This window comes from Kribbella sp. NPDC055071 (assembly GCF_053608045.1).
On record NZ_JBSGUS010000020.1, the window covers coordinates 1 to 19,055 of the forward strand.

Genomic DNA, 19,055 nt, shown 5'->3' on the forward strand with positions numbered 1-19,055 from the left:
ATGCCGCGGTCGCTTCGACCGCGGCATCGCGCCGGGTCCGCTTTCCATATTTTGTGAGGACTTTTTACTGTGAAGGCAAACCGACGGCAGCTCCTGATGGCAGGGGCGGTGGCCGCGGCAGCGACCGTCGCGAACACCGAGCTCTCCTTCGCCGCCGACCTGTACGGCTCCGGTCAGCTCGGCGCCTGGACGCAGCAGGGCAAGGCGATCTCCAGCGCCGCGACGATCGCGTACGTCCTGGAAAACGACGGCGTCTTCATGTTCGGCGACAGCATCGCCGTACAGGACGGCAAGGCGCTGGGAACCCGGCTCAACGGCCGCGACGGATCCAGCCTCGCGGTCCACAACTGGTCGGGACGGCCGACCGCTCCCGCCGTCGATGCCTTGCAGAGCTGGGCGACGACGTACGGGCTCCCGCGGCGCATCCTGATGGCCACAGGGACGAACGACATCTTCAACCCACCGGCGATGGCCGCGCAGATCGACCGTGCGATGAGGATCGTCGGCTCGTCGCGGACGGTGATCTGGGTCAACACGCAGATCTCCCGGACGACCCAGTCGTCGGCGGTGCAGGTCGCGGACCAGCGGAACAGCGCGTGGGTGAACTCGCAGCTGTCGGAGGCACAGGGCAGGTACTCGAACCTGCGGATCGTCAAGTGGGCCGAGTTCCTCGCGGCGAAGCCGTCGCGTCTCAACACTTACCTGCGCCAGGGCGTGCACACGACGATCCCGCAGGGACAGGACTCCCGCAACGAACTCATCGTGCAGGCACTCACCGCCCGGTAAGTCAGGGCGCGTAGTGCTGGATGGCGCCGCCCTTGGAGAGGTCGACGAGGGTGTGCGCCAGGGCTCGGGCGTCGGCGAGTACCTCGTCCAGGTCCATCGTGGTGAGCTGCCGGTCGCGGACCACAACGTTGCCGTCGACAACGACCGTGACCACGTCGGACGCCCGGACGGAGTACACGAGGGCTGCGCGCGGGTCGTGCAGCGGTTGGTTGTGCGGACCGGACAGGTCGACCAGTGCGAGGTCGGCCTGCCGGCCGGGTTCGAGCGCACCGACGCGATCCTCGAGGCCGGCCGCCGCGGCGCCTCCCCTGGTGGCCAGTCGAAGGGTGTCGGACACCGTCATCCACTCGGCATCGTCTTCGCGTTGCTTCTGGGTCAGGGCCACCATGCGCAGTGATTCCCACACGTCGAGCGTGTTGTTCGCGGCGGCTCCGTCCGTACCGGCGCCGACCCGCACGCCGGCGGACTGCAGGCTCTTGATCGGCGTGACCGCGCCCATTGCGAGTTTGAGGTAGACCTTCGGGCAACTGGCGACCGTGACGCGATCGGCGTACCGCTCGAGGATCGGCAAGTCGGAGTCGCGGATCCCGCAGCCGTGCGCGATCAGGGCGCCTCCCTCCAGGACGCCGGTGCGTTCGAGGACCTGTATCGGTGTCACGCCGTACTTGTCGACCGACGATCGGGTCTGGTCCTCGGTCTCCGCGGCATGCAGGTGGACGCGGAATCCCTCGGCGCGAGCGATCTCCGCCGTACGCCGAAGGTCGTCGTCGTTCACCGTGTACGTCGCGTGCGGTCCCAGACTCGCGGTGATCCTCGGATCCAGCGTGCGGAGCTCGCGGGTGGTGGCAATCGCGGCCTCGATGGCGTCGTCGCTCGAGGAGAAGTACGTGGGTGCGAGGTCCGCGCGGATGCCGGACTCCAGAGCGGCAGCCGCGATCTGGTCAGCGTGGAAGTAGTGGTCGACGAACGTCGTCACGCCGGCCAGCAACATCTCCGCACAGGCGAGTCGGGCGCCCACTCGTACGCGCTCCGGGGTGAGATTCACTTCCATCGGCCAGATCCGCCGGTTGAACCAGTCGTCGATGGACAGGTCCTCAGCGGCGCCCCGCATCATCACCATCGGACTGTGGGTATGGGCGTTGATCAACCCAGGCACAGCCAGCAGCCCACGCCCCTCGATGACCTCCCACTCCCCTGTCTCAGCGGCGTTCGCCGGTTCGACCGGTCCACTGCCCGTCGGAGTGATCGCGGTGATCTGCCCGTCCCAGATGTGGATGTCCTGGGCTTCGTCCACCCGGCAGTCGTCCGTCTCGGGCACGACCAGAACCGAGACGTTACGGATCACCAGCCCAGCCATCCACCCTCCAGCCATCGTGTGTCCCCGAGGCTACGGGGTGAGCGCGTCGCACCACCCAGCCCTGCACCCCTCAACAATCGCGTATTTGGTCGCGTCAGCTTGCATCTTCTGTGCCTGCCCGCCTGAGGCTATGGAGTGAGGGAGTCGGATCGGCCGGCGTTGACGCGTCGCCATTGCGGGATCGGGCGACCGTCGATCATCAGGCTGGTGCCGCCGTTTTCGGTCCAGGGCTTGGGCCAGCCGTCAGGCGAGTCCTCGGCCGGCTCCTGGCGTCCGTACACGGTCAGGTCCATCAGGGAGTAGCTGGCCTCCATCGCCTCCACGCCGCGCCGGGTCGTCCAGTAGGTCTCGTAGACACGATCGCCGTCACGTAGGTACGAGTTCAGGTACATCTGGCCGATCCGGCGTCCGACCAGCAGTGTCTCGAGTGAGTCCTCGGCCGAGTACCACGGCATGTCCCAGCCCATGAAGTCGCGGTAGCTGCGGCTTTCGCCGTACGGACCTTGGGCGAGGACCGCGTAGGTGATGTCACGTGAGTGGAGGTAGGAGAGCTCGGTGAGATGCGCGTTGTCCCACGTGCAGCCCGGACATTGATCGGCTGCCGGCAGGCCGGTGTGCCACATCCAGAAATAGCCGAGGAGCTGTCTACGTCCCTCGAACGCGCTGAGCAGCGTGGTCGGCCCATCCGCTCCGACCAGCGGGGTACTCGCGTCAACCTCAACCATCGGCAACCGCCGCCGAGCTGCGGCGATGGCGTCACCCTCCCGGGTGTGCGCCTTCTCGCGGATCCGCAACTCGTCCAACCGAGCCTGAAAATCGTCCCGCTCCACCACCACCGGAATCGCAGTAGCGCCGCGCGCACCCGACGGCCCTTCGCGCGGACTCGTTTCACCCTGCTCCATGACCTGTCTCCTCTACTCGACCGTGCTTCATCATGTCCGGGACGTCGACCCAGATCGAACGTTTTCGACACACCGCAATCCCGCCCACAGGCACAGCCCGCCTACCGCCAAGCAAGTGGACGCCGACCGCCGGGACCAGCGCCTACCGTCAGGCACCACGCGGCGAGAGCTGAGGGGCGCGATAGAACCCAGGGGAACATGTGTTCGAGTTTCGGGTATGGTGGGGTTTATGGGTGCTGATCTTCAGGGCTCGTTGCTTGGTGCGTTCGAGGATCCGGGGTTGGGGTCGTTGGACGGGCTCGAGCGGACCGAGCTCGGCCGTGGTGCGTGGATCGATGTGTTGCCGGGGTGGTTGACCGGGGCGGACCAGGTGTACGAGCGGCTGGCGCGCGACGTACCGTGGCAGGCCGAGCGGCGGCAGATGTACGACCGGGTGGTCGACGTACCGCGACTGCTCTGCTTCTACGGCGAGACCGAAGAGCTGCCATTGCCCATCCTCGACGAGGCTCGCGACGCTCTCAGCGCGCGGTATGCCGAGGAGCTGGGCGAGCAGTTCCGGACCGCGGGGTTGTGCTTCTACCGCGACGGCCGAGACAGCGTCGCCTGGCACGGCGACCGCATCGGCCGAGGAGACCGCGAAGACACAATGGTCGCAATCATCTCCGTCGGCGAACCCCGAGTCCTCGCCCTCCGCCCCCGCCCAACCCCAGCAACACAACCCACACCAGAACCGACGCCGACCGGTGGGTTTGGTGGTGGGCCGGTGAGCTCGACCATTCGTTATCCGCTCGGTCACGGCGATCTGATCGTGATGGGCGGCTCCTGCCAGCGCACCTGGGAACACGCCATCCCCAAAGCCTCCGGACGCATCGGCCCCCGCATCAGCATCCAGTTCCGCCCCCGCGGCGTCCGCTAACTCCATCCGCGCCGACGCCGCGATCCCTCGACCTGACCTGACGAACCCCGGCTGCGGGCTCCCGCCCCCGACCAAGGCGCCGGGTGGCAAGACCGACCTGCCGGAAGCGCAGCGAGATCGAGCTACCCGTCGAACCGCAAACCCGACCTGCCGGACGCGCAGCGCGACCGAACTGCCCGTCGAGCGGCGAGGGCCGAACTGCCTGTCGCGCGTTGAGGTAGCCGACGGGCGGTGGGTCGGGGCCCCGATGGGAGATGGGCTCGCGGTATCCGTCGAGCGATGTGAGCGGACGCCGCTCACGCGGTGGTCCGACACGGCGCGCGGTGAGAACGGACGCCGCTCACGCGGTGTCGCGACGCGTCGGGCGGTGGGAGCGCAGATGCAGATCGCGGGCACAGGTCGCAGTCGCCGGTCGCGGGCGCAGGTCGCGGGGCTGCAGGTTGTGGGCGCAGGTCGCCGGTTGCGGGTGCGGGTTGCAGGCGGAGGTCGCAAGTGCAGATCGCTGGCGCAGGTCGCGGGGTGCAGGTTGCGGGCGCAGGTCGCCGGTTGCGGGTGCGGGTCGCCGGGTGCGGGTGCAGGTGCAGGTGCAGGTCGCGGGTGTGGGTGGTGGTGGGGCGCTCGGGTGGGTGGGTAATTGTATTTGTTTTGGGGAATGTTGGTTCGGTTGCAGTCAAACCTTTTCATGGGGGTTTTAGACCATTTCTTGAGTTGGCCTGAATGCTTGTCTGGATCTGGTCGTTGGATTTTCTGGGATTGGGTGGCTGGTGGCCGTTTGGCGTGAGAGGCTCTGGCCGCTCCTGTCGCTTGGCGGGGGTGACGTGGGATTGGAAATTGGAGGGTTTATGAGTGGACGAAGGGTGATTGCGACGGCTGCAGCGGCACTTGGGCTGTTGCTGAGTGGTGGGGTGGCGGCGTCGGCTGCGCCGGCTACTGCAGGGTGGCAATTGGTCCGCGGCGAGTTGAATTACGAGACCTGCCTGCGGGACGGACAACAGGACATGGGTGGTCCAAAAATCGTCGCCTTCGACTGTAGGTATTCCGGCGAGTGGGAACTCTGGGAGAAGATGGCTTACTGAGCAACCGGCCGTCGTCACGCTCGGCTGGCCGGTATTCCGGCCACGCCGGGCGGGACAATGTGCAGCTCGACCTCCATTCAAGCTGCGGCACGGGATTGGAGGAGTGGTTGGTGGATGCCGGTGGCTGTGGCTATGTAGAAGCCCAGGAGACGGACGTTGGCGGCTTGGCAGATGTGGGTGGCGGCGTGGGCCCACTCGACATCTAGGTCGGGCCAGGATGGGGGGCCGGGGCGGCCTAGCGCGAGGATGAGCGAGGTGCCGGGGGCGGTGTGGACCGCCGGGATGATCGGGGCCAGGGCGGCTGAGCAGACGTCGGTGGTCTCGAGCGTCGGCTGGTCGAACTCGGAGGGTAGGTCGATCGAGATCGTGGCTCGGTAGGTGTCGTCGGGGTCGCAGAGGAGCACGGTGAACGTGCCGCGTTGGCGCTCGCCGAGGGTGATCATCAGGTCGACGACGTCGGCGGCGAGAGCGGGATCGGAGAGGGGTTGGGTGGTCCAGGCCAGGGTCAGGTTCTTGAAGCTCATACTCCTAAAGGTGCCGAGATTCCGCCCCCGGATCGGAGTTGTCCACAGGGCAATGTGGCCCAGATAAGTTGCCCCGAAGTGGACCTGCCTGCTGGGCCGCTGCACCCATAGGCTCAAGACACACCGAGCCGAGGAGACCCCGATGAGTACCACCACCGATCGCACCCGGACCGATCGCACCCGGACCGGGAGCCGCATCGGCCGGATGCTGCCGCCCGCCGGGGCTCCGCGGGATCTGGCGATGGCCCAACTGGCCAACTCGGTCGGCGACGGAGCGTTCGTCGTCACGTCCGCGCTGTTCTTCACCCGGGTCGTCGGGCTGTCGACCGCCGAGGTGGGCCTGGGCCTGACGGTCGCCTGGCTACTGGGATTCCTGGCCGGCGTGCCGCTAGGAAATCTCGCCGATCGCCGAGGAGCCAGAGGTGTCGCTGTGGCCCTGGCGCTCACGACCGCAGCCGCAGTGGGCTCGTTTCTGCTGGTCCGGAGCTTCGCGTTCTTCCTGATCGCAGCGATTGTCTACGCCTGCAGTCAGACCGGCCTCACCGCGGCGCGCCAGGCGCTACTCGCGGGCCTCGTACAGCCGGCCGAGCGCACGAGGATCCGGGCGTTCCTGCAGTCCACGGTGAACGGCGGACTCGCGGTCGGCGCGCTGCTCGGTGGGATCGCACTCCGCTTCGACACCGAGACGGCGTACCTGGCGGTCTTCGGGGTGGATGCGGTGAGCTTCCTGATCGCGGCCGTCCTGATCCGCCGGGTCCCCCGCATCGCGATCAGCACGAGGGTCCAAGGCGAACCGCGCCTCGCAGTCCTCCGGGACCGCCCGTACGCCGTCCTCGCGCTCCTGAACGCGATCATGCTGCTCTTCATGCCGCTCATCAGCCTGGTCGGTCCGCTGTGGATCGTGACCCGGACCAACGCACCGAGCTGGGCCGTGGCGTCGCTGATGATCGTCAACACCCTCGGCGTCATGTTCTTCCAGGTCCGGATCGCCAAGGGTGTCAAGGATCTCCGCACCGCCACCCGCTCGATCCGGTGGGCCGGTCTCGCGATGCTGGCCGCGTGCGCAGTCTTCGCGGCCTCGTCGTACAGGACGAGTCCCGCCGCGGCCGCCGCCGTACTGGTGGTCGCCGCCGCCCTGCTGACCATCGGCGAGATGAAGCTCGCGTCCGGCGCATGGGAGATCAGCTTCGGACTCGCGCCGGCCGACAAGCAGGGGCAGTACCAAGGCTTCTTCGGCACCGGACCCGCCATCGCCCGCATGCTCGGCCCGGCGCTGCTCACCACAGTGATCCTCGGGTGGGGTCCGATCGGCTGGATCGCGGTCGGTGCCCTGTTCCTGGGGACCAGTTGCGCAACTGGTCCCGCCGTACGATGGGCTGCGCGGACAAGGGCTGTCAGCGAGACCGCCTGACCGTCACCGGCAGAGGAGACGCGGCCTGATGGAGATCCCCGGTCTGGTCGAGATCACGACGTACGACGACCTGCGCGCCGTGGTCCCGCCGCCCTTGGCAGCCGCGGCCGGCAAGGCCCGTAAGGAGCTGGACGACCTCGACCGGCAGTGGCTCGCGGCGTCGCCGTTCTGCCTGATCGCGACCGCCGCGGCCGACGGCAGTTGCGACGTCTCCCCCAAGGGCGACCCGGCCGGGTTCACGAAGATCTTCGACGGCACCACGATCGCGATTCCGGAGCGAGCCGGCAACCGTCGCGTCGACGGCTTCAGCAACATCTTGACCAACCCACACGTCGGGCTGATCTACTTCATCCCCGGCCGCGGCGACACGCTGCGGATCAACGGGCGCGCCCGGATCGTCAAGGAGGCGCCGTTCTTCGACGAGCTGATCGTGAAGGGCAACCGGCCGCAGCTGGCGTTGCTGGTGGAGATCGAAGAGATCTTCCACCACTGCTCGAAGGCGTTCCTGCGCTCACAGTTGTGGAAACCGGAGACCTGGGAGCCGGACGCGATGCCGAGCCGCGCCAAGATCGCGAAGGCCCTGGAGCGGCAGGACGAGGACCTGACCGACCTCGAGCAGTACTACGGCCAGAGCTACGAAGAGAAGATCTACAAAGTCAAATACTGAAGTACCACGCAGGGAGCAGGCCCGGATACTCCGTGGCGACGATGACACCGGCCCGGCCGCCCTCTACGGTTTCGTACTGTGAGCACGTCTGAGCCGATCGCGGCACCCACGTTCGGGTCCCGGGCGCGCCGGATCGCCCTGCCGCTGGTGATCTCGATCGTCGCGCTGGTGGGCTCGTTCGGCGCGGCCAACAACGTGCACTACCAGCACCGCGCGGCGGACTGGTTCATGGTCCTGCTGGTCCTGAAGGGATCGCTCGCGCTCTACTGGCTGCGAAGCCACCCGATCCCGGTGCTGTGGGTGACGGTCGTCTCGACGCTCATCTACATGCTCATGCAGTACCCGTATGGCCCAGTCGTCTTCGCCTTCATCATCGCCGTCTTCAACGCGATCCGGATGGGCCATCGGCTCTCCGGCTGGTCCGCGTTGACCGCTTTGTACGTCGGACATGTCGGCGGCCGGATGGTGCTCGGGATCAACGCGCAGGGCGTGTACCAGATCCTCCTCGTCGGCACGTGCTTCGTCGTACTCGGGTTCGTCGCCGAGCTCTTCCGCGCGCATCGCGATCGGGTGAACGCAGCAGAGCGGACCCGGAAGGAGGCCGAGCTGCGGCAGGCCGGCGAGGAGCGGCTGCGGATCGCACAGGAGCTGCACGACGTCGTGGCGCACCACATCTCGCTGATCAACGTTCAGGCCTCGACTGCGCTGCACCTGGCCGATCGGCAGCCCGAACAGGCCGTACCGGCGCTGTCCGCGATCAAGGACGCCAGCAAGGAGGCGCTGGTCGAGCTGCGGTCGATTGTCGGGATCCTGCGCCAGTCCGACGAGTCAGCACCACGCCAGCCAGTGGCCGGGCTGGAGCGGTTGGAGCACCTGGTCACGCGGACCTCCCGCGCCGGACTGGAGGTACACACGATCATCCACGGCGATCCCCTCCCTCTGCCGACCGGGCTCGACCGGGCCGCTTTCCGGATCATCCAGGAGTCGCTCACCAACATCGTGCGGCACGCCAAGGCGACCGCCGCCACGGTAAGGATCCAGTACGGCGAACAATCGCTCGTACTCCAGGTCGACGACGACGGCAAGTCACTCGCCGGTCCACCGACCGAGGGCAACGGCATCATCGGCATGCGCGAACGAGCCACCGCCCTCGGCGGAACCCTCACCGCCACCCGCACCCCCGGCGGCAGCCTCCGCGTCACCGCGACTCTGCCGCTGTAATGCGTGCAATTCGACAGGTAGTGCACCCACGAGACGCTGTACGCACCGGCACGGCGACGCTCAGGTGCACTAGCTACGCATAAGCACACGTCCTGTCGGCGTGCACGCTACGGCAGGCGGACGTGGTCTGGGTTGAGGTCGGAGACCTTGGAGACGCCTAGGAGGGCCATGGTGCGGCGGATCTCCTTGGTGAGGATCTCGGCGGCGCGGGCTACTCCGCGTTCGCCACCGGCCATCAGGCCGTAGAGGTACGCGCGGCCGACGAGGCAGGCATCAGCTCCGAGGGCGATCGACGCGACGATGTCCGCGCCGGACAGGATCCCTGTGTCCAGGTAGATCTCGGCATCGGTACCGACGGCCTTGCGGACGTCGGGGAGGATGCGCAGCGGTGTCGGCGCGCGGTCGAGCTGTCGGCCCCCGTGGTTCGACAGCACGATCGCGTCGGCCCCCGCATCGACGACGCGGCGGGCGTCCTCGACGGTTTGGATGCCTTTGACAATCAACGGCCCGTGCCAGATCGACCGCAGCCAGCTCAGGTCGTCGATCGTCATGGTCGGGTCGAAGAGCGCGTCCAGTAGGTCGGCGACAGTCCCGTCCCAGCTGGACAGCGACGCGAACGTCAGCGGCCGTGTGGTCAACAGGTTCGCCCACCAGGCCGGGTGCAGCGACGCGTCGAGCACGGTCTTGGCGGTCAGCGACGGCGGGATCGTGAAGCCGTTGCGGGTGTCGCGAAGCCGGGCACCAGCAACCGGTACGTCGACGGTCAGCACCAGCGCCTCGTACCCGGAGGCGGCCGATCGCTTCACCAGGTCCTCCCCCGAGTCCCGGTCCTTCCACACGTACAGCTGGAACCACTTCCGTGCGTCCGGCGCCGCCGCGGCGACATCCTCGATCGACGTCGTGCCCATCGTGGACAGCGCGTACGGGATGCCGATCCGGTCGGCCACCCGGACGACCGCGGTCTCGCCCTCGTGGTTCATCATCCGGGTGAACCCGGTCGGCGCGAACGCGAACGGCAGCTCGGAGCGTCGTCCCAGGATCGACGTCCCGAGATCGATGTCGGAGACGTCGTGCAGGATCGACGGTTGCAGCTCCATCTCGGCGAAGAGCCGGCGGGACCGGCGCAGGCTGATCTCCGACTCGGCCGCGCCGTCGGTGTAGTCGAAGACCGAGCGCGGCGTACGGCGCTTGGCGATCGAGCGCAGATCGGGGATGGTGAGCGCCTTCGCGAGCCGACGGTCGGTCGGGTTCGTCTCGATCGGCTTCGTCCGCAGGAGCGGCTTGAGCTCGGACCATTTGGGCAGTTGGCGATCGGTCATCAGCACTCCGGGGCCGGCAGGACGGTCGATCGGGCGGTACGACGTGGCACGCCGGATCATGTGGTCGGACCACACCATACCCTGTGGTCCGACCACACGGGTAGAGTCGACCACCAAGTGGTGTCGGGAGGAGCTGGGTGAAGAACTACGAGGTGGTCCTGCACCGGGTCGAAGCGGATCTGGCGGCCGGGCGGCTGCGGATCGGCGGGCGCTTGCCGGGTGAGCGGGTGCTCGCCGAGCAACTGGGGATCAGCCGGCCGTCGGTGCGGGAGGCGGTCCGGGTGCTCGAGGCGATGGGCGTCGTACGGACCGCGACCGGGTCCGGACCCGAGGCGGGGGCGGTGATCGTGGCGGAGCCGGTGTCGCCGTTGACCGCGGTACTGCGGTTGCACTTGGCAACGAATCATTTGCCGATGGGCGACGTCGTACAGACTCGAATCCTGCTGGAGTCATGGTCGGCCCACGAGGCCGCCGGGCGGGACGTGGCCGCCGATGAGCTCGAGGCGGCCGAGGAGTTGCTGGACCGGATGGATGTGGCCGGGCTTTCGCCGGAGGAGTTCCATCTGCTCGATGCGGAGTTCCATGTTGCGTTGTCGGTGCTGGCGGGGAATGTGTTGATCGCCGCGGTGATGACGTCGTTGCGGTCGGCGATTCATGAGTACGTGCTGGCCGCCGTACCGAATCTGCCGGACTGGGAGGCGACCGCGGTCAGGCTGCGGGCCGAGCATCGCGGGATCGTGACGGCGATCCGGACCGGTGAACCGGATCGCGCGGCCGAGTTGGTGGCCGCGCATATCCGGGGCTTCTACCAGGCTGCCCAGCTTCAGGACTAGCAGCGTTCGGCGGCGCTGAGGGCGGTACGACGCAGGCCCAGGACGACGATCGCGCCGACGACGAGGTGGAGGGACGCGAGGCCGAGCTTGGCGCCGATACCGATGCCGCCGGAGAGCGGGCTACCGAGTGAGGTGAGGCAGACGATCGTGGCGACGACGGTCCAGGCGGTGCGGGCGTTCGGCGTACGACGCTCCAGGATCGCGAGCAGGCCCCAGCCGAGGAAGGCCAGCGCGGCGGAGGCGAAGACGACCTGGCCGGCGCCGATGTGCATCAGGCTGCCCTGCCGAGCGTCCAGCGTGATGCCGGCGACATGAGCGAGGATCGCCCACCAGGCCAGCGCAGCGACGACGGTGATCCCGACGACGGCCAGACGGCTGCGGCCGGGGACACGAACGGGCTTGGGATCGGCGGGAGTGACGGGGCTGAGGGCGGGCTTCGCGGTGGACATTTCGGGACTCATTTCTGGGCTCCTTGGGTGAGTGGCGATGAGCCAAAGATCCTGGACGGTGAGGGGTGTGGGCATCGGCCGCGAGTTGGTGGGGCATCTACTTTGGTCGGTGGTGAGCCGGGGCGGCTCGGCCTAGGGTCGGCGGCATGGAGAGTTGTGTGACGAGGCGGCCCAGCCGGGCTGCCAACGTGTCGGTGGTCGTCGTCATCGGGCTGTTGTCGGCGATGACGCTGATCGGACGGGCGTCCGACCCCGCGCACCACAAGTGGCTTGCGGTCGACATCGCGGTCGCAGTCGTCGCGTCGGGGCTGATGCTGTTGCTGCCGCGCCGCCCGATACCCACGGCGATCGCGCTTGCGGTGCTTGTGGTTCTCTCCCCTGCCGCAACGCCGGCGTCGACCGCCACCACACTGACCATCGCGTTCCGGTTCCGCGCACGGACTGCCGGACTGGTTGCACTGATGGCGGCCGTGGCACATCTCCTTCAAGGGTGGCTGCACCCGATCGGCAACCTTCCTTTCCTCTGGTTCGCGATCCTCGATGTCGCCGTCCACGCGGCCCTCTTCGGTTGGGGACAGTGGATCCAGGAACGCCAACGGGTGTTGAACTCGCTGCGTGAACGCGCACTCCGCGCCGAGGCCGAGCAGGGTCGCCGGGTCGCCGAGGCCCGCACTCTCGAACGGACCCAGATGGCGCGCGAGATGCACGACGTACTCGCGCACCGGCTGTCCTTGCTCGCGACGTACGCCGGGGCCCTGGAGTATCGGCCGGATTCGTCGCCGGAGCGGTTGGCCAAGGCGGCCGGCGTGATCCGCACCGGGGTGCATCAGGCACTCGACGAGCTGCGGGAGGTGATCAGCGTGCTGCGCGACACCGAGATCGACGATCTCCCGGGTGGGCGGCCGCAGCCGACGTTCGGCGATCTGCCCGCGCTGGTGGAGGAGTCGCGCGAGGCGGGTACGACGATCGCGTACGACGACTCGGTCGGCGACGCCGCCTCGTTGCCCCCGGCAACCGGGCGGACGGCGTACCGGATCGTGCAGGAAGGGCTCACCAACGCGCGCAAGCACGCGGCCGGGCGGCCGGTCACGATCAGGGTGGTCGGCGCGCCGGGCGACGGTCTGCGCATCGAACTCACCAACCCGGCCTCGAACGGAACGTCGCTCACCCCGGGCAGCGGGACCGGATTGGTTGGATTGACGGAGCGCGTCCAGCTCGCCGGCGGCACGCTGGACCACGGCCCGGTCCCCGGTGGCGGCTTCCGCCTCGAGGCCTCGCTACCGTGGCCCGCATGACCGAGACAATCATCCGGGTACTCGTGGTGGACGACGACGCACTCGTGCGGGCGAGTCTGGAGATGATGCTCGACGGCGCGAACGGGATCGCCGTGGTCGGTCAGGCAGCGGACGGCGACGAGGTCCCGGCCGCGGTGGACGCGCACTTCCCCGACATCGTGCTGATGGACCTGCGGATGCCGCGTGTGGACGGGATCGTCGCGACCCGACGGCTGCGGGCGCGGACCAATCCACCGGAGGTCGTCGTGCTCACGACGTTCGACACCGATGAGAACGTGCTGCACGCCCTGCGCGCGGGAGCGAGCGGGTTTCTGCTGAAGGACACCCCGCCTGCCCAGATCGTCGACGCCGTACGGCGAGTCGCGGCCGGAGACCCGATTCTGTCGCCTGCGATCACCCGGCGCTTGATGGACCGAGCCGCGACCCAGGCCGATGCACACACCGTTGCGCAGCAGTCGCTGCAGCGACTGTCACCGCGCGAGTACGACGTGATGCTGGCCGTCGCCCAGGGCAAGGCGAACGCGCAGATCGCGTCGGAGCTCTACATGAGCCTGGCGACGGTGAAGGCGCACATCTCGCACATCCTCACCAAGCTCGAGCTCGGCAACCGGACCCAGATCGCCCTGCTCGCCCACGACGCCGGCCTGGCCTGAACGATGCTTTAACGTGGGCGCATGATCAGGGTGCTGCTGGCAGACGACCAGGCGTTGGTGCGAGCGGGGTTCCGGTCGTTGCTGAACTCCGAGGACGACATCACCGTGGTCGGCGAGGTGTCCGACGGAGCCGAAGCGGTCCGGGTGGCGCGGGCGGAGAAGCCCGACGTGGTACTGATGGACATCCGGATGCCCGGCACCGATGGGTTGGAGGCGACTCGCACGATCGGCGCGGACCCTGAGCTGACCGACGTGCATGTGGTGATCCTGACGACGTTCGACCTCGATGAGTACGTGTTCGAGGCGCTGCGGGTCGGGGCCAGCGGATTCCTGGTGAAGGACACCGAGCCCGTCGAGCTGCTGTACGCGGTCCGGGTGGTCGCGCGGGGCGATGCGCTCCTCTCCCCCGGCGTCACGCGGCGACTCGTCGCCGAGTTCGCGTCGCGGAGCCGGCAACCCCATGCCAGCAAGGAGCTCGACGTACTGACCGAACGCGAGCGGGAGATCGTCGCGCTTGTCGGCGAGGGCCTCTCGAACGACGAGATCGCCGAGCGACTCGTGCTCAGCCCCGCCACGGCCAAAACCCACGTCAGCCGAGCCATGATCAAACTGGGCGTCCGCGACCGCGCCCAACTCGTCGTGGTCGCCTACCAGACCGGCCTCGTCCGCCCGGGCTGGCTCGGCTGACCCTCAGCTATCGGCGGGCTCGCGGGCGGCGGCCGCGGACGAATGCGCGGATCGCGAGGCCGACGAACAACAGCGTCAGGGCCAGGCCGATCCAGAAGAGGATGCGGAAGTCGTGGTAGTGGGCGTGGACCAATTCGTTGTAGGTACCGCCACCTCCGCCTGAGCCGTAGCTGATGCAGCTGTCGCCCGGGTACATCGGCTTGAGACCGCAGCGTGGCCTGTAGCCGGGCCGCAGGCTCCACCAGATCCACGCCGTCACTGCCGCGAAGACGACCGCCAGGATGACTGAGCGGCGAGTGTGCGTGCCGGTTCCTTTGGCCATGATCCCCTCCCGGCACCATGAAACACCTCCACAGGGCCAGGCCCAGTACTCCAGCTGAGGTAGACGCAGTGACTCCTGCTGGGCGACGTGCTGGCGGGGGTGCGACCGGCAGGCTCGTCGTATGGATGCGTTGGTAGAGGTGACAGGGCTGACGAAACGCTATGGCGACACCCTCGCGGTCGATGGTGTCGATCTGACAGTTTTGCCTGGAGAGGTCTACGGGTTTCTCGGGCCGAACGGTGCGGGCAAGACGACAACTCTGCGGATACTGACCGGGTTGATCGCGCCGACCAGTGGGAGCGTGCGGGTGCTCGGGGGGCGGCCGGGGCAGGCCGACGTCCTCGGGCGGACCGGGTCGATGATCGAGTCGCCGGCGTTCTATCCGTACCTGTCCGGGCTGGACAACCTGAGATTGCTGGCCGAGTACGCCGACGTGCCGCGGGCGAAGGTCAATGAGGTCCTCGAGCTGGTTGATCTCGCGGACCGGGCGCGGGACCGCTTCTCGACGTACTCCCTGGGGATGAAGCAGCGGCTCGGGGTCGCGGCCGCGCTGTTGAAGGATCCCGAGCTGGTGATCCTCGACGAGCCGACGAACGGGCTCGACCCGGCGGGCATGCGGGACATGCGCCGGCTGATTCGCGAGCTCGGCTCCGACGGCCGGACCGTCCTGCTGTCCAGTCATCTGCTCGGTGAGGTGCAACAGATCTGCGATCGGGTCGGCATCATCAACTCCGGCCGAATGGTTGCCGAGCACAACGTCGAGGACCTGCGCGCCGAACAGGAGCTCGTCGTCCGGGCGACGCCCAAGGACAAGGCTCAGGCGATCCTGGCCGGCTTCGGCGCGGTTCATCAGTACGACGACACGCTGCGGGTGCAAGTGGAACCGGGCAAGGCCGCCGACGTGAACCGGGTCCTGGTCGAGGCCGGCATCGCGGTGTCCGAGCTGCACAGCACCGAACGGGCTCTGGAGGACATCTTCTTCGAGCTCACCACCACGAAGGAGAAGGCCGATGTTGGGTAGCTACCGAGCCGAGGTGCTGAAGCTCCGCAAGCGATCAGCGGTCTGGGTGCTCTTCGGCGCCGGGCTGGTGCTGAGTCTCATCTTCGGCTACGTCCTGCCGTACCTGGGTTATGCGACCGGCGACGACAACCCGGAGACCACTGGGATTCCGCGCGGCGAGATCCTCCGCGGGATGCTGCCTGCACGCGTCCTGGACAACACGATCGGCGGCTACCCGATCTTCGCCGGCGCCCTCGCGCTGGTCCTGGGCGCGATCGTCATCGGCGGTGAGTACACCTGGGGCACGCTCAAGACGATCCTGACCCAACGCCCCGGCCGTGGCACGGTGCTGGCGTCGCAGTTCCTCGCCCTCGCGACCATAATCCTCGTTTGGGTGCTCGGAATCTTCGTCGCGTGTGCACTCTGCAGCATCGGAATCGCCGCCGCAGAAGGCGGTTCGATGAACTGGCCGGGTCCTTCGGCACTCGTGAAGGGTCTGGCCGGCGGCTGGCTGGTGCTGATGATGTGGTGCCTGGCCGGCGCCCTCCTAGCCGTTGCCTTCCGCAACGTAGCGCTACCGATCGGCCTGGGCGTCGTCTGGATCCTGGGCATCGAAACCCTGCTCGCAGGCGTGGTCAACAGCCTCCTGCCAAGCCTCAAGTTCCTGGCCAACGTCCTCCCCGGCACCAACGCCGGATCCCTCGTCCTCAGCCTCACCGGCATGTCCGCCGACAGCGCCCCACCCGGAGTCAGGGACGCAGTAGGCGGCGGCCGAGCCCTGCTGACTCTGTTGCTCTACAGCACAATCTTCGCCACCTTGGCAGCCTGGTCCACCCGCCGCCGAGACATCACCTAATCTCACCCCCGGACAGAACCTTCCATCTGCTGATCCACCGATCCGCAACACCCACGTTGGGGCGGATCTCTTCCCGTTCCGGGCTGAAGATCCTCCCAAACCCCTTCCCCACAAGGCGAACCCCGCCCGGGTTCGGCGCAGACCAGGTGAGCGGCCGGACACCAGTCCGCGCGCGCCGCCGGAGGCGGTAGAAGTCAACCGCCGCGGAGGGGTGTCCGCTCGTGCTTACTCAACTCCGGCGTGGGCGAGGGCTAGTTCGCAGAACATGGCGTTGGCCCAGGAGAACCACTCTCGGGTGTAGTGGGTGGGGTCGTTGACGTCGAAGCCCTCGTGCATTTTGCCAGTGCCGCCGGTGGTGTCTCGGAGGAGCTCGAGGAGGTGCTGGCGTTCGTCGGCGGACGTGCTGGACAGGCCTTGTACGGCGAGGGCGATGTGCCAGATGTAGTTGGGTGGAGTGTGCGGGCTGCCGATGCCGGCTGCGTGGGTGCCGCTGTAGTAGTACGGGTTCTCCGGGCTGAGCAGCAGCTTCCGGGTCGCCAGGTACGTCGGATCGTCGGCGGCAGCGTACCCGGTGAGCGGGATCCCCAGCAGGCTTGGCATGTTCGCGTCGTCCATCAGCAACGCGTCGCCGGTGCCGTCGACCTCATACGCGTACACGCGCCCATGCACCGGGTGGTCGACAGCGCCGTACCGGGCGATGCCGTCGTCGATGCCGGCCTTGAGCTCCTTGGCCCGCGCCGCCAGCGACTCGTCCCCGAACACCTCGGCCGCCATCTCCTGCAAATACCCGAGAACGACCGACGCGAACATGTTCCCGGGCACGTTGAACCCGAGCTCCGTCGCATCGTCACTGGGCCGGAACGCACTCCACGACATCCCCGTCGGCTGCGTCGGCCGACCACGACCGTCACGCACCAGCGTGTCCGACGGCACCGAGTGGTGCCGCTGGAACCGGTACGGCGACCTCGCCTCGTGATCCTGTTCCACCGTCCACAGCTCGATGATCGCCAACCCCGCGGCCCGCAGGCGCTCGTCGATCACGTCGGCCCGTCCGGTGATGCGCCACAACCGGTACGCGAGCTCGAGCGGGAAGCACAGCGAGTCGATCTCGTACTTGCGTTCCCACACCCACGGCGACATCTCGGTCTCGTCGTGGATGTGCCCGGCGCCGTTCGCCTCGCGGTTGAAGGCGTTCGCATACGGATCGAGTACGACGTACTCGAGCTGCCGGTGCAGCACGCCGATCAGCACCTCCTGCAGCGCCGGATCGTCCTTGCACAGCAGCAGATACGGCCGGAGCTGAGCGGCGGAGTCACGCAGCCACATCGCCGGGATGTCCCCGGTCAGTACGAACGTCGTCCCGTCCGGCAACCGCTCCGCGACAGCGGGCAGGTTCTCGGCCATCGAGGCCCGGAACATCTCCGCGATCGTCTCGTCGCCGGTCGCCCGCTGTACCGCCGCGGTGGCCCGGGCCAGGACCTCGGGATCGATCATCAACACAGTCACCTTTCAGCGGCGAGTTCGCGGCTTTCCATGAACACTGGGGGCAACACCGAAGGATTCGGCGAGAACGTCTGGCCGAGCACCAGGCTGGCCGCCCCGATCGCGGCGACATCGACGCCGAGCGCCGTACCGGCGACGTCGAACGGGTGCACCGCCCGGACCAGGAAGCGTCCGTCCAGCGCGGCCCGGACACCGTCGGCCAGCAACGGCGCGAGCTCCTCCCAGTGTGGACCACCGAACACCACGCGCTCCAGGTCCAGCAGGTTCGCGATGTCCTCGACCACTTTGGCGATCCGCCCGGCCAATGCGGTCAGGATCTCACGCGCCGCACCCGGGCCCGCCGCCGCGTCCGCACACAGCTGGGCGAGGGCTGCATCCACCGCCCGGCGGTCCTCGAGGTCGATGCCCTGGGCAACCACTCCGGCCTGGATCGCCTGCTGCACGAGGTATCGCGGTTGACTGGTCGGACCGACACACCCGCGTCGCCCGCAGAAGCAGACCGGTCCGTCCGGTTCGACGATCACGTGGCCGATCTCGCCGACGTTGCTGGACGCTCCGCGGACGACCTCGTCACCGATCACCAGGCCCGCACCCACGCCGGTCCCGAGGTAGAAGAAGACGAAGCTCCCGCCTCCCCCGGCCCACTTCTCGGCGGCTGCGGCGGCAGTCACATCCTTGTCCAGCAACACCGGCAGTCCGGTTCGTTCGTGCAGCTCGTCGCGCAGCGGCACGAGGTGCCAGGCGGACAGGTTCGGCGGATCGACCACGACCCCGCGGTCCACATCGACCGGACCCGGCGCGGCGATCCCGACCCCGATGATCCGGTCGCGCGGTGCCTCGGCCGCGATGATCACGTCCTCGATCATCGAGCCGATGCCGTCGATGAGTACGACGGGGTCGTCGGCGTACGGCGTCTCGACCCGGCGGCGCGCGATCACGTCGCCGGTGAGATCGAGCAGTACGACGGTGACGACGGCTGGGTCGAGGTGGACACCGACGGCGTACTGGCCGGTGGGTTCGAGCTCGAGGAGCGTGCGCGGCTTGCCGAGGCCGGCGCCTCGCAAGCGGCCCGCTTCGCGCACGAGGCCGGCCACGAGGAGCCTGCGGATGATGTTCGAGATCGCCTGCCCGGACAGGCCCGTCACCTCGGCCAGCTCGACGCGGCTCAGGTGCTCACTGCGCCGGATCGCGTCCAGCACGACCGCGTCGTTGAAGCCGCCGACGCGATCGAGGTTCGTGCCCCGGCGTACGCTCACAAACTCCCCCAGTCAATGAACA

The 19,055-nt window shown here is 68.0% G+C and carries 19 protein-coding genes; 11 read left to right on the plus strand and 8 right to left on the minus strand.

Features of this window, described 5'->3' with window-relative positions:
• The first annotated feature begins 69 nt into the window (after positions 1-69).
• Positions 70-786 carry a hypothetical protein gene (locus tag ACWF4Z_RS28970; protein ID WP_452246319.1) on the plus strand — a complete coding sequence of 239 codons (717 nt, stop codon included), beginning with the start codon at positions 70-72 and terminating at the stop codon, positions 784-786.
• Between the two features lies 1 nt (position 787).
• Here the strand turns inward: ACWF4Z_RS28970 and ACWF4Z_RS28975 are convergent, their stop codons facing one another.
• Both ACWF4Z_RS28975 and ACWF4Z_RS28980 read right to left on the minus strand, forming a co-directional pair.
• On the minus strand, positions 788-2,143 hold the full coding sequence (locus ACWF4Z_RS28975) for an amidohydrolase (RefSeq protein WP_452246320.1): 1,356 nt from the start codon (positions 2,141-2,143) through the stop codon (positions 788-790).
• 128 nt (positions 2,144-2,271) lie between these two features.
• Positions 2,272-3,045, minus strand: coding sequence for a DUF899 family protein (locus tag ACWF4Z_RS28980; protein WP_452246321.1), 774 nt, complete (start codon positions 3,043-3,045; stop codon positions 2,272-2,274).
• Positions 3,046-3,274: 229 nt separating this feature from the next.
• Here ACWF4Z_RS28980 and ACWF4Z_RS28985 point away from each other — a divergent pair, with 229 nt between their 5' ends.
• Complete coding sequence (locus ACWF4Z_RS28985) at positions 3,275-3,961, plus strand: alpha-ketoglutarate-dependent dioxygenase AlkB (protein ID WP_452246322.1); 687 nt, start codon at positions 3,275-3,277, stop codon at positions 3,959-3,961.
• A gap of 1,153 nt (positions 3,962-5,114) precedes the next feature.
• Here the strand turns inward: ACWF4Z_RS28985 and ACWF4Z_RS28990 are convergent.
• The gene (locus tag ACWF4Z_RS28990; RefSeq protein WP_452246323.1) at positions 5,115-5,561 is read right to left on the minus strand and encodes a hypothetical protein; all 447 of its coding nucleotides are present in this window, start codon (positions 5,559-5,561) and stop codon (positions 5,115-5,117) included.
• A gap of 142 nt (positions 5,562-5,703) precedes the next feature.
• Between ACWF4Z_RS28990 and ACWF4Z_RS28995 the strand changes: the two genes are divergently transcribed.
• From ACWF4Z_RS28995 to ACWF4Z_RS29005, 3 genes are all read left to right on the plus strand, one after another.
• Positions 5,704-6,972, plus strand: coding sequence for an MFS transporter (locus ACWF4Z_RS28995; RefSeq protein WP_452246324.1), 1,269 nt, complete (start codon positions 5,704-5,706; stop codon positions 6,970-6,972).
• A gap of 28 nt (positions 6,973-7,000) precedes the next feature.
• Positions 7,001-7,639: a pyridoxamine 5'-phosphate oxidase family protein gene (locus ACWF4Z_RS29000; RefSeq protein ID WP_452246325.1), complete on the plus strand. Its 639-nt coding sequence runs from the start codon at positions 7,001-7,003 to the stop codon at positions 7,637-7,639.
• 78 nt (positions 7,640-7,717) lie between these two features.
• On the plus strand, positions 7,718-8,860 hold the full coding sequence (locus ACWF4Z_RS29005; protein WP_452246326.1) for a sensor histidine kinase: 1,143 nt from the start codon (positions 7,718-7,720) through the stop codon (positions 8,858-8,860).
• Positions 8,861-8,967: 107 nt separating this feature from the next.
• Here the strand turns inward: ACWF4Z_RS29005 and ACWF4Z_RS29010 are convergent, their stop codons facing one another.
• A complete protein-coding gene (locus tag ACWF4Z_RS29010; protein ID WP_452246327.1) occupies positions 8,968-10,239 on the minus strand; it encodes an alpha-hydroxy acid oxidase in 1,272 nt (423 codons plus the stop codon).
• 77 nt (positions 10,240-10,316) lie between these two features.
• Here ACWF4Z_RS29010 and ACWF4Z_RS29015 point away from each other — a divergent pair, with 77 nt between their 5' ends.
• A complete protein-coding gene (locus tag ACWF4Z_RS29015) occupies positions 10,317-11,012 on the plus strand; it encodes a FadR/GntR family transcriptional regulator (RefSeq protein ID WP_452246328.1) in 696 nt (231 codons plus the stop codon).
• Here ACWF4Z_RS29015 and ACWF4Z_RS29020 read toward each other — a convergent pair.
• Entirely contained in the window at positions 11,009-11,473 is a 465-nt protein-coding gene (locus ACWF4Z_RS29020) for a DUF6069 family protein (protein WP_452246329.1), read from the minus strand. The two genes, ACWF4Z_RS29015 and ACWF4Z_RS29020, sit on opposite strands and share 4 nt — an antisense overlap.
• Positions 11,474-11,619: 146 nt before the next feature.
• Between ACWF4Z_RS29020 and ACWF4Z_RS29025 the strand changes: the two genes are divergently transcribed.
• The 3 genes from ACWF4Z_RS29025 to ACWF4Z_RS29035 are packed head-to-tail and all read left to right on the plus strand — an operon-like array spanning position 11,620 to position 14,096.
• Positions 11,620-12,756, plus strand: coding sequence for a sensor histidine kinase (locus ACWF4Z_RS29025; protein ID WP_452246330.1), 1,137 nt, complete (start codon positions 11,620-11,622; stop codon positions 12,754-12,756).
• A complete protein-coding gene (locus tag ACWF4Z_RS29030; protein ID WP_452246331.1) occupies positions 12,753-13,409 on the plus strand; it encodes a response regulator in 657 nt (218 codons plus the stop codon). The genes ACWF4Z_RS29025 and ACWF4Z_RS29030 overlap by 4 nt, the downstream gene beginning before the upstream one ends.
• Positions 13,410-13,430: 21 nt before the next feature.
• Entirely contained in the window at positions 13,431-14,096 is a 666-nt protein-coding gene (locus tag ACWF4Z_RS29035; RefSeq protein ID WP_452246332.1) for a response regulator, read from the plus strand.
• A 7-nt stretch (positions 14,097-14,103) separates the two neighbouring features.
• Here the strand turns inward: ACWF4Z_RS29035 and ACWF4Z_RS29040 are convergent, their stop codons facing one another.
• Positions 14,104-14,418 carry a hypothetical protein gene (locus ACWF4Z_RS29040; RefSeq protein ID WP_452246333.1) on the minus strand — a complete coding sequence of 105 codons (315 nt, stop codon included), beginning with the start codon at positions 14,416-14,418 and terminating at the stop codon, positions 14,104-14,106.
• Positions 14,419-14,539: 121 nt separating this feature from the next.
• On the opposite strand from ACWF4Z_RS29040, the gene ACWF4Z_RS29045 reads away from it, so the two are divergent.
• Complete coding sequence (locus tag ACWF4Z_RS29045) at positions 14,540-15,439, plus strand: ABC transporter ATP-binding protein (RefSeq protein WP_452246334.1); 900 nt, start codon at positions 14,540-14,542, stop codon at positions 15,437-15,439.
• The gene (locus ACWF4Z_RS29050) at positions 15,429-16,274 is read left to right on the plus strand and encodes an ABC transporter permease subunit (protein WP_452246335.1); all 846 of its coding nucleotides are present in this window, start codon (positions 15,429-15,431) and stop codon (positions 16,272-16,274) included. Before ACWF4Z_RS29045 ends, ACWF4Z_RS29050 begins: the two co-directional genes overlap by 11 nt.
• 225 nt (positions 16,275-16,499) lie before the next feature.
• Here ACWF4Z_RS29050 and ACWF4Z_RS29055 read toward each other — a convergent pair whose 3' ends face one another.
• A complete protein-coding gene (locus ACWF4Z_RS29055; RefSeq protein ID WP_452246336.1) occupies positions 16,500-17,768 on the minus strand; it encodes a glycoside hydrolase family 125 protein in 1,269 nt (422 codons plus the stop codon).
• Positions 17,769-17,776: 8 nt separating this feature from the next.
• On the minus strand, positions 17,777-19,033 hold the full coding sequence (locus ACWF4Z_RS29060; RefSeq protein WP_452246337.1) for an ROK family transcriptional regulator: 1,257 nt from the start codon (positions 19,031-19,033) through the stop codon (positions 17,777-17,779).
• Positions 19,034-19,055 lie beyond the last annotated feature (22 nt).

What these genes read in the sequence shown, in the direction of transcription:
- ACWF4Z_RS28995 (WP_452246324.1), top strand. Translation starts at nt 5,704, where the DNA reads ATGAGTACCACCACCGATCGCACCCGGACCGATCGCACCCGGACCGGG.
- ACWF4Z_RS29040 (WP_452246333.1), bottom strand. Translation starts at nt 14,418, where the DNA reads ATGGCCAAAGGAACCGGCACGCACACTCGCCGCTCAGTCATCCTGGCG.
- ACWF4Z_RS29010 (WP_452246327.1), bottom strand. Translation starts at nt 10,239, where the DNA reads ATGATCCGGCGTGCCACGTCGTACCGCCCGATCGACCGTCCTGCCGGC.
- ACWF4Z_RS28980 (WP_452246321.1), bottom strand. Translation starts at nt 3,045, where the DNA reads ATGGAGCAGGGTGAAACGAGTCCGCGCGAAGGGCCGTCGGGTGCGCGC.
- ACWF4Z_RS29030 (WP_452246331.1), top strand. Translation starts at nt 12,753, where the DNA reads ATGACCGAGACAATCATCCGGGTACTCGTGGTGGACGACGACGCACTC.
- ACWF4Z_RS29000 (WP_452246325.1), top strand. Translation starts at nt 7,001, where the DNA reads ATGGAGATCCCCGGTCTGGTCGAGATCACGACGTACGACGACCTGCGC.
- ACWF4Z_RS29050 (WP_452246335.1), top strand. Translation starts at nt 15,429, where the DNA reads ATGTTGGGTAGCTACCGAGCCGAGGTGCTGAAGCTCCGCAAGCGATCA.
- ACWF4Z_RS29020 (WP_452246329.1), bottom strand. Translation starts at nt 11,473, where the DNA reads ATGAGTCCCGAAATGTCCACCGCGAAGCCCGCCCTCAGCCCCGTCACT.
- ACWF4Z_RS28985 (WP_452246322.1), top strand. Translation starts at nt 3,275, where the DNA reads ATGGGTGCTGATCTTCAGGGCTCGTTGCTTGGTGCGTTCGAGGATCCG.
- ACWF4Z_RS29055 (WP_452246336.1), bottom strand. Translation starts at nt 17,768, where the DNA reads ATGATCGATCCCGAGGTCCTGGCCCGGGCCACCGCGGCGGTACAGCGG.
- ACWF4Z_RS29035 (WP_452246332.1), top strand. Translation starts at nt 13,431, where the DNA reads ATGATCAGGGTGCTGCTGGCAGACGACCAGGCGTTGGTGCGAGCGGGG.
- ACWF4Z_RS29045 (WP_452246334.1), top strand. Translation starts at nt 14,540, where the DNA reads ATGGATGCGTTGGTAGAGGTGACAGGGCTGACGAAACGCTATGGCGAC.
- ACWF4Z_RS28990 (WP_452246323.1), bottom strand. Translation starts at nt 5,561, where the DNA reads ATGAGCTTCAAGAACCTGACCCTGGCCTGGACCACCCAACCCCTCTCC.
- ACWF4Z_RS28975 (WP_452246320.1), bottom strand. Translation starts at nt 2,143, where the DNA reads ATGGCTGGGCTGGTGATCCGTAACGTCTCGGTTCTGGTCGTGCCCGAG.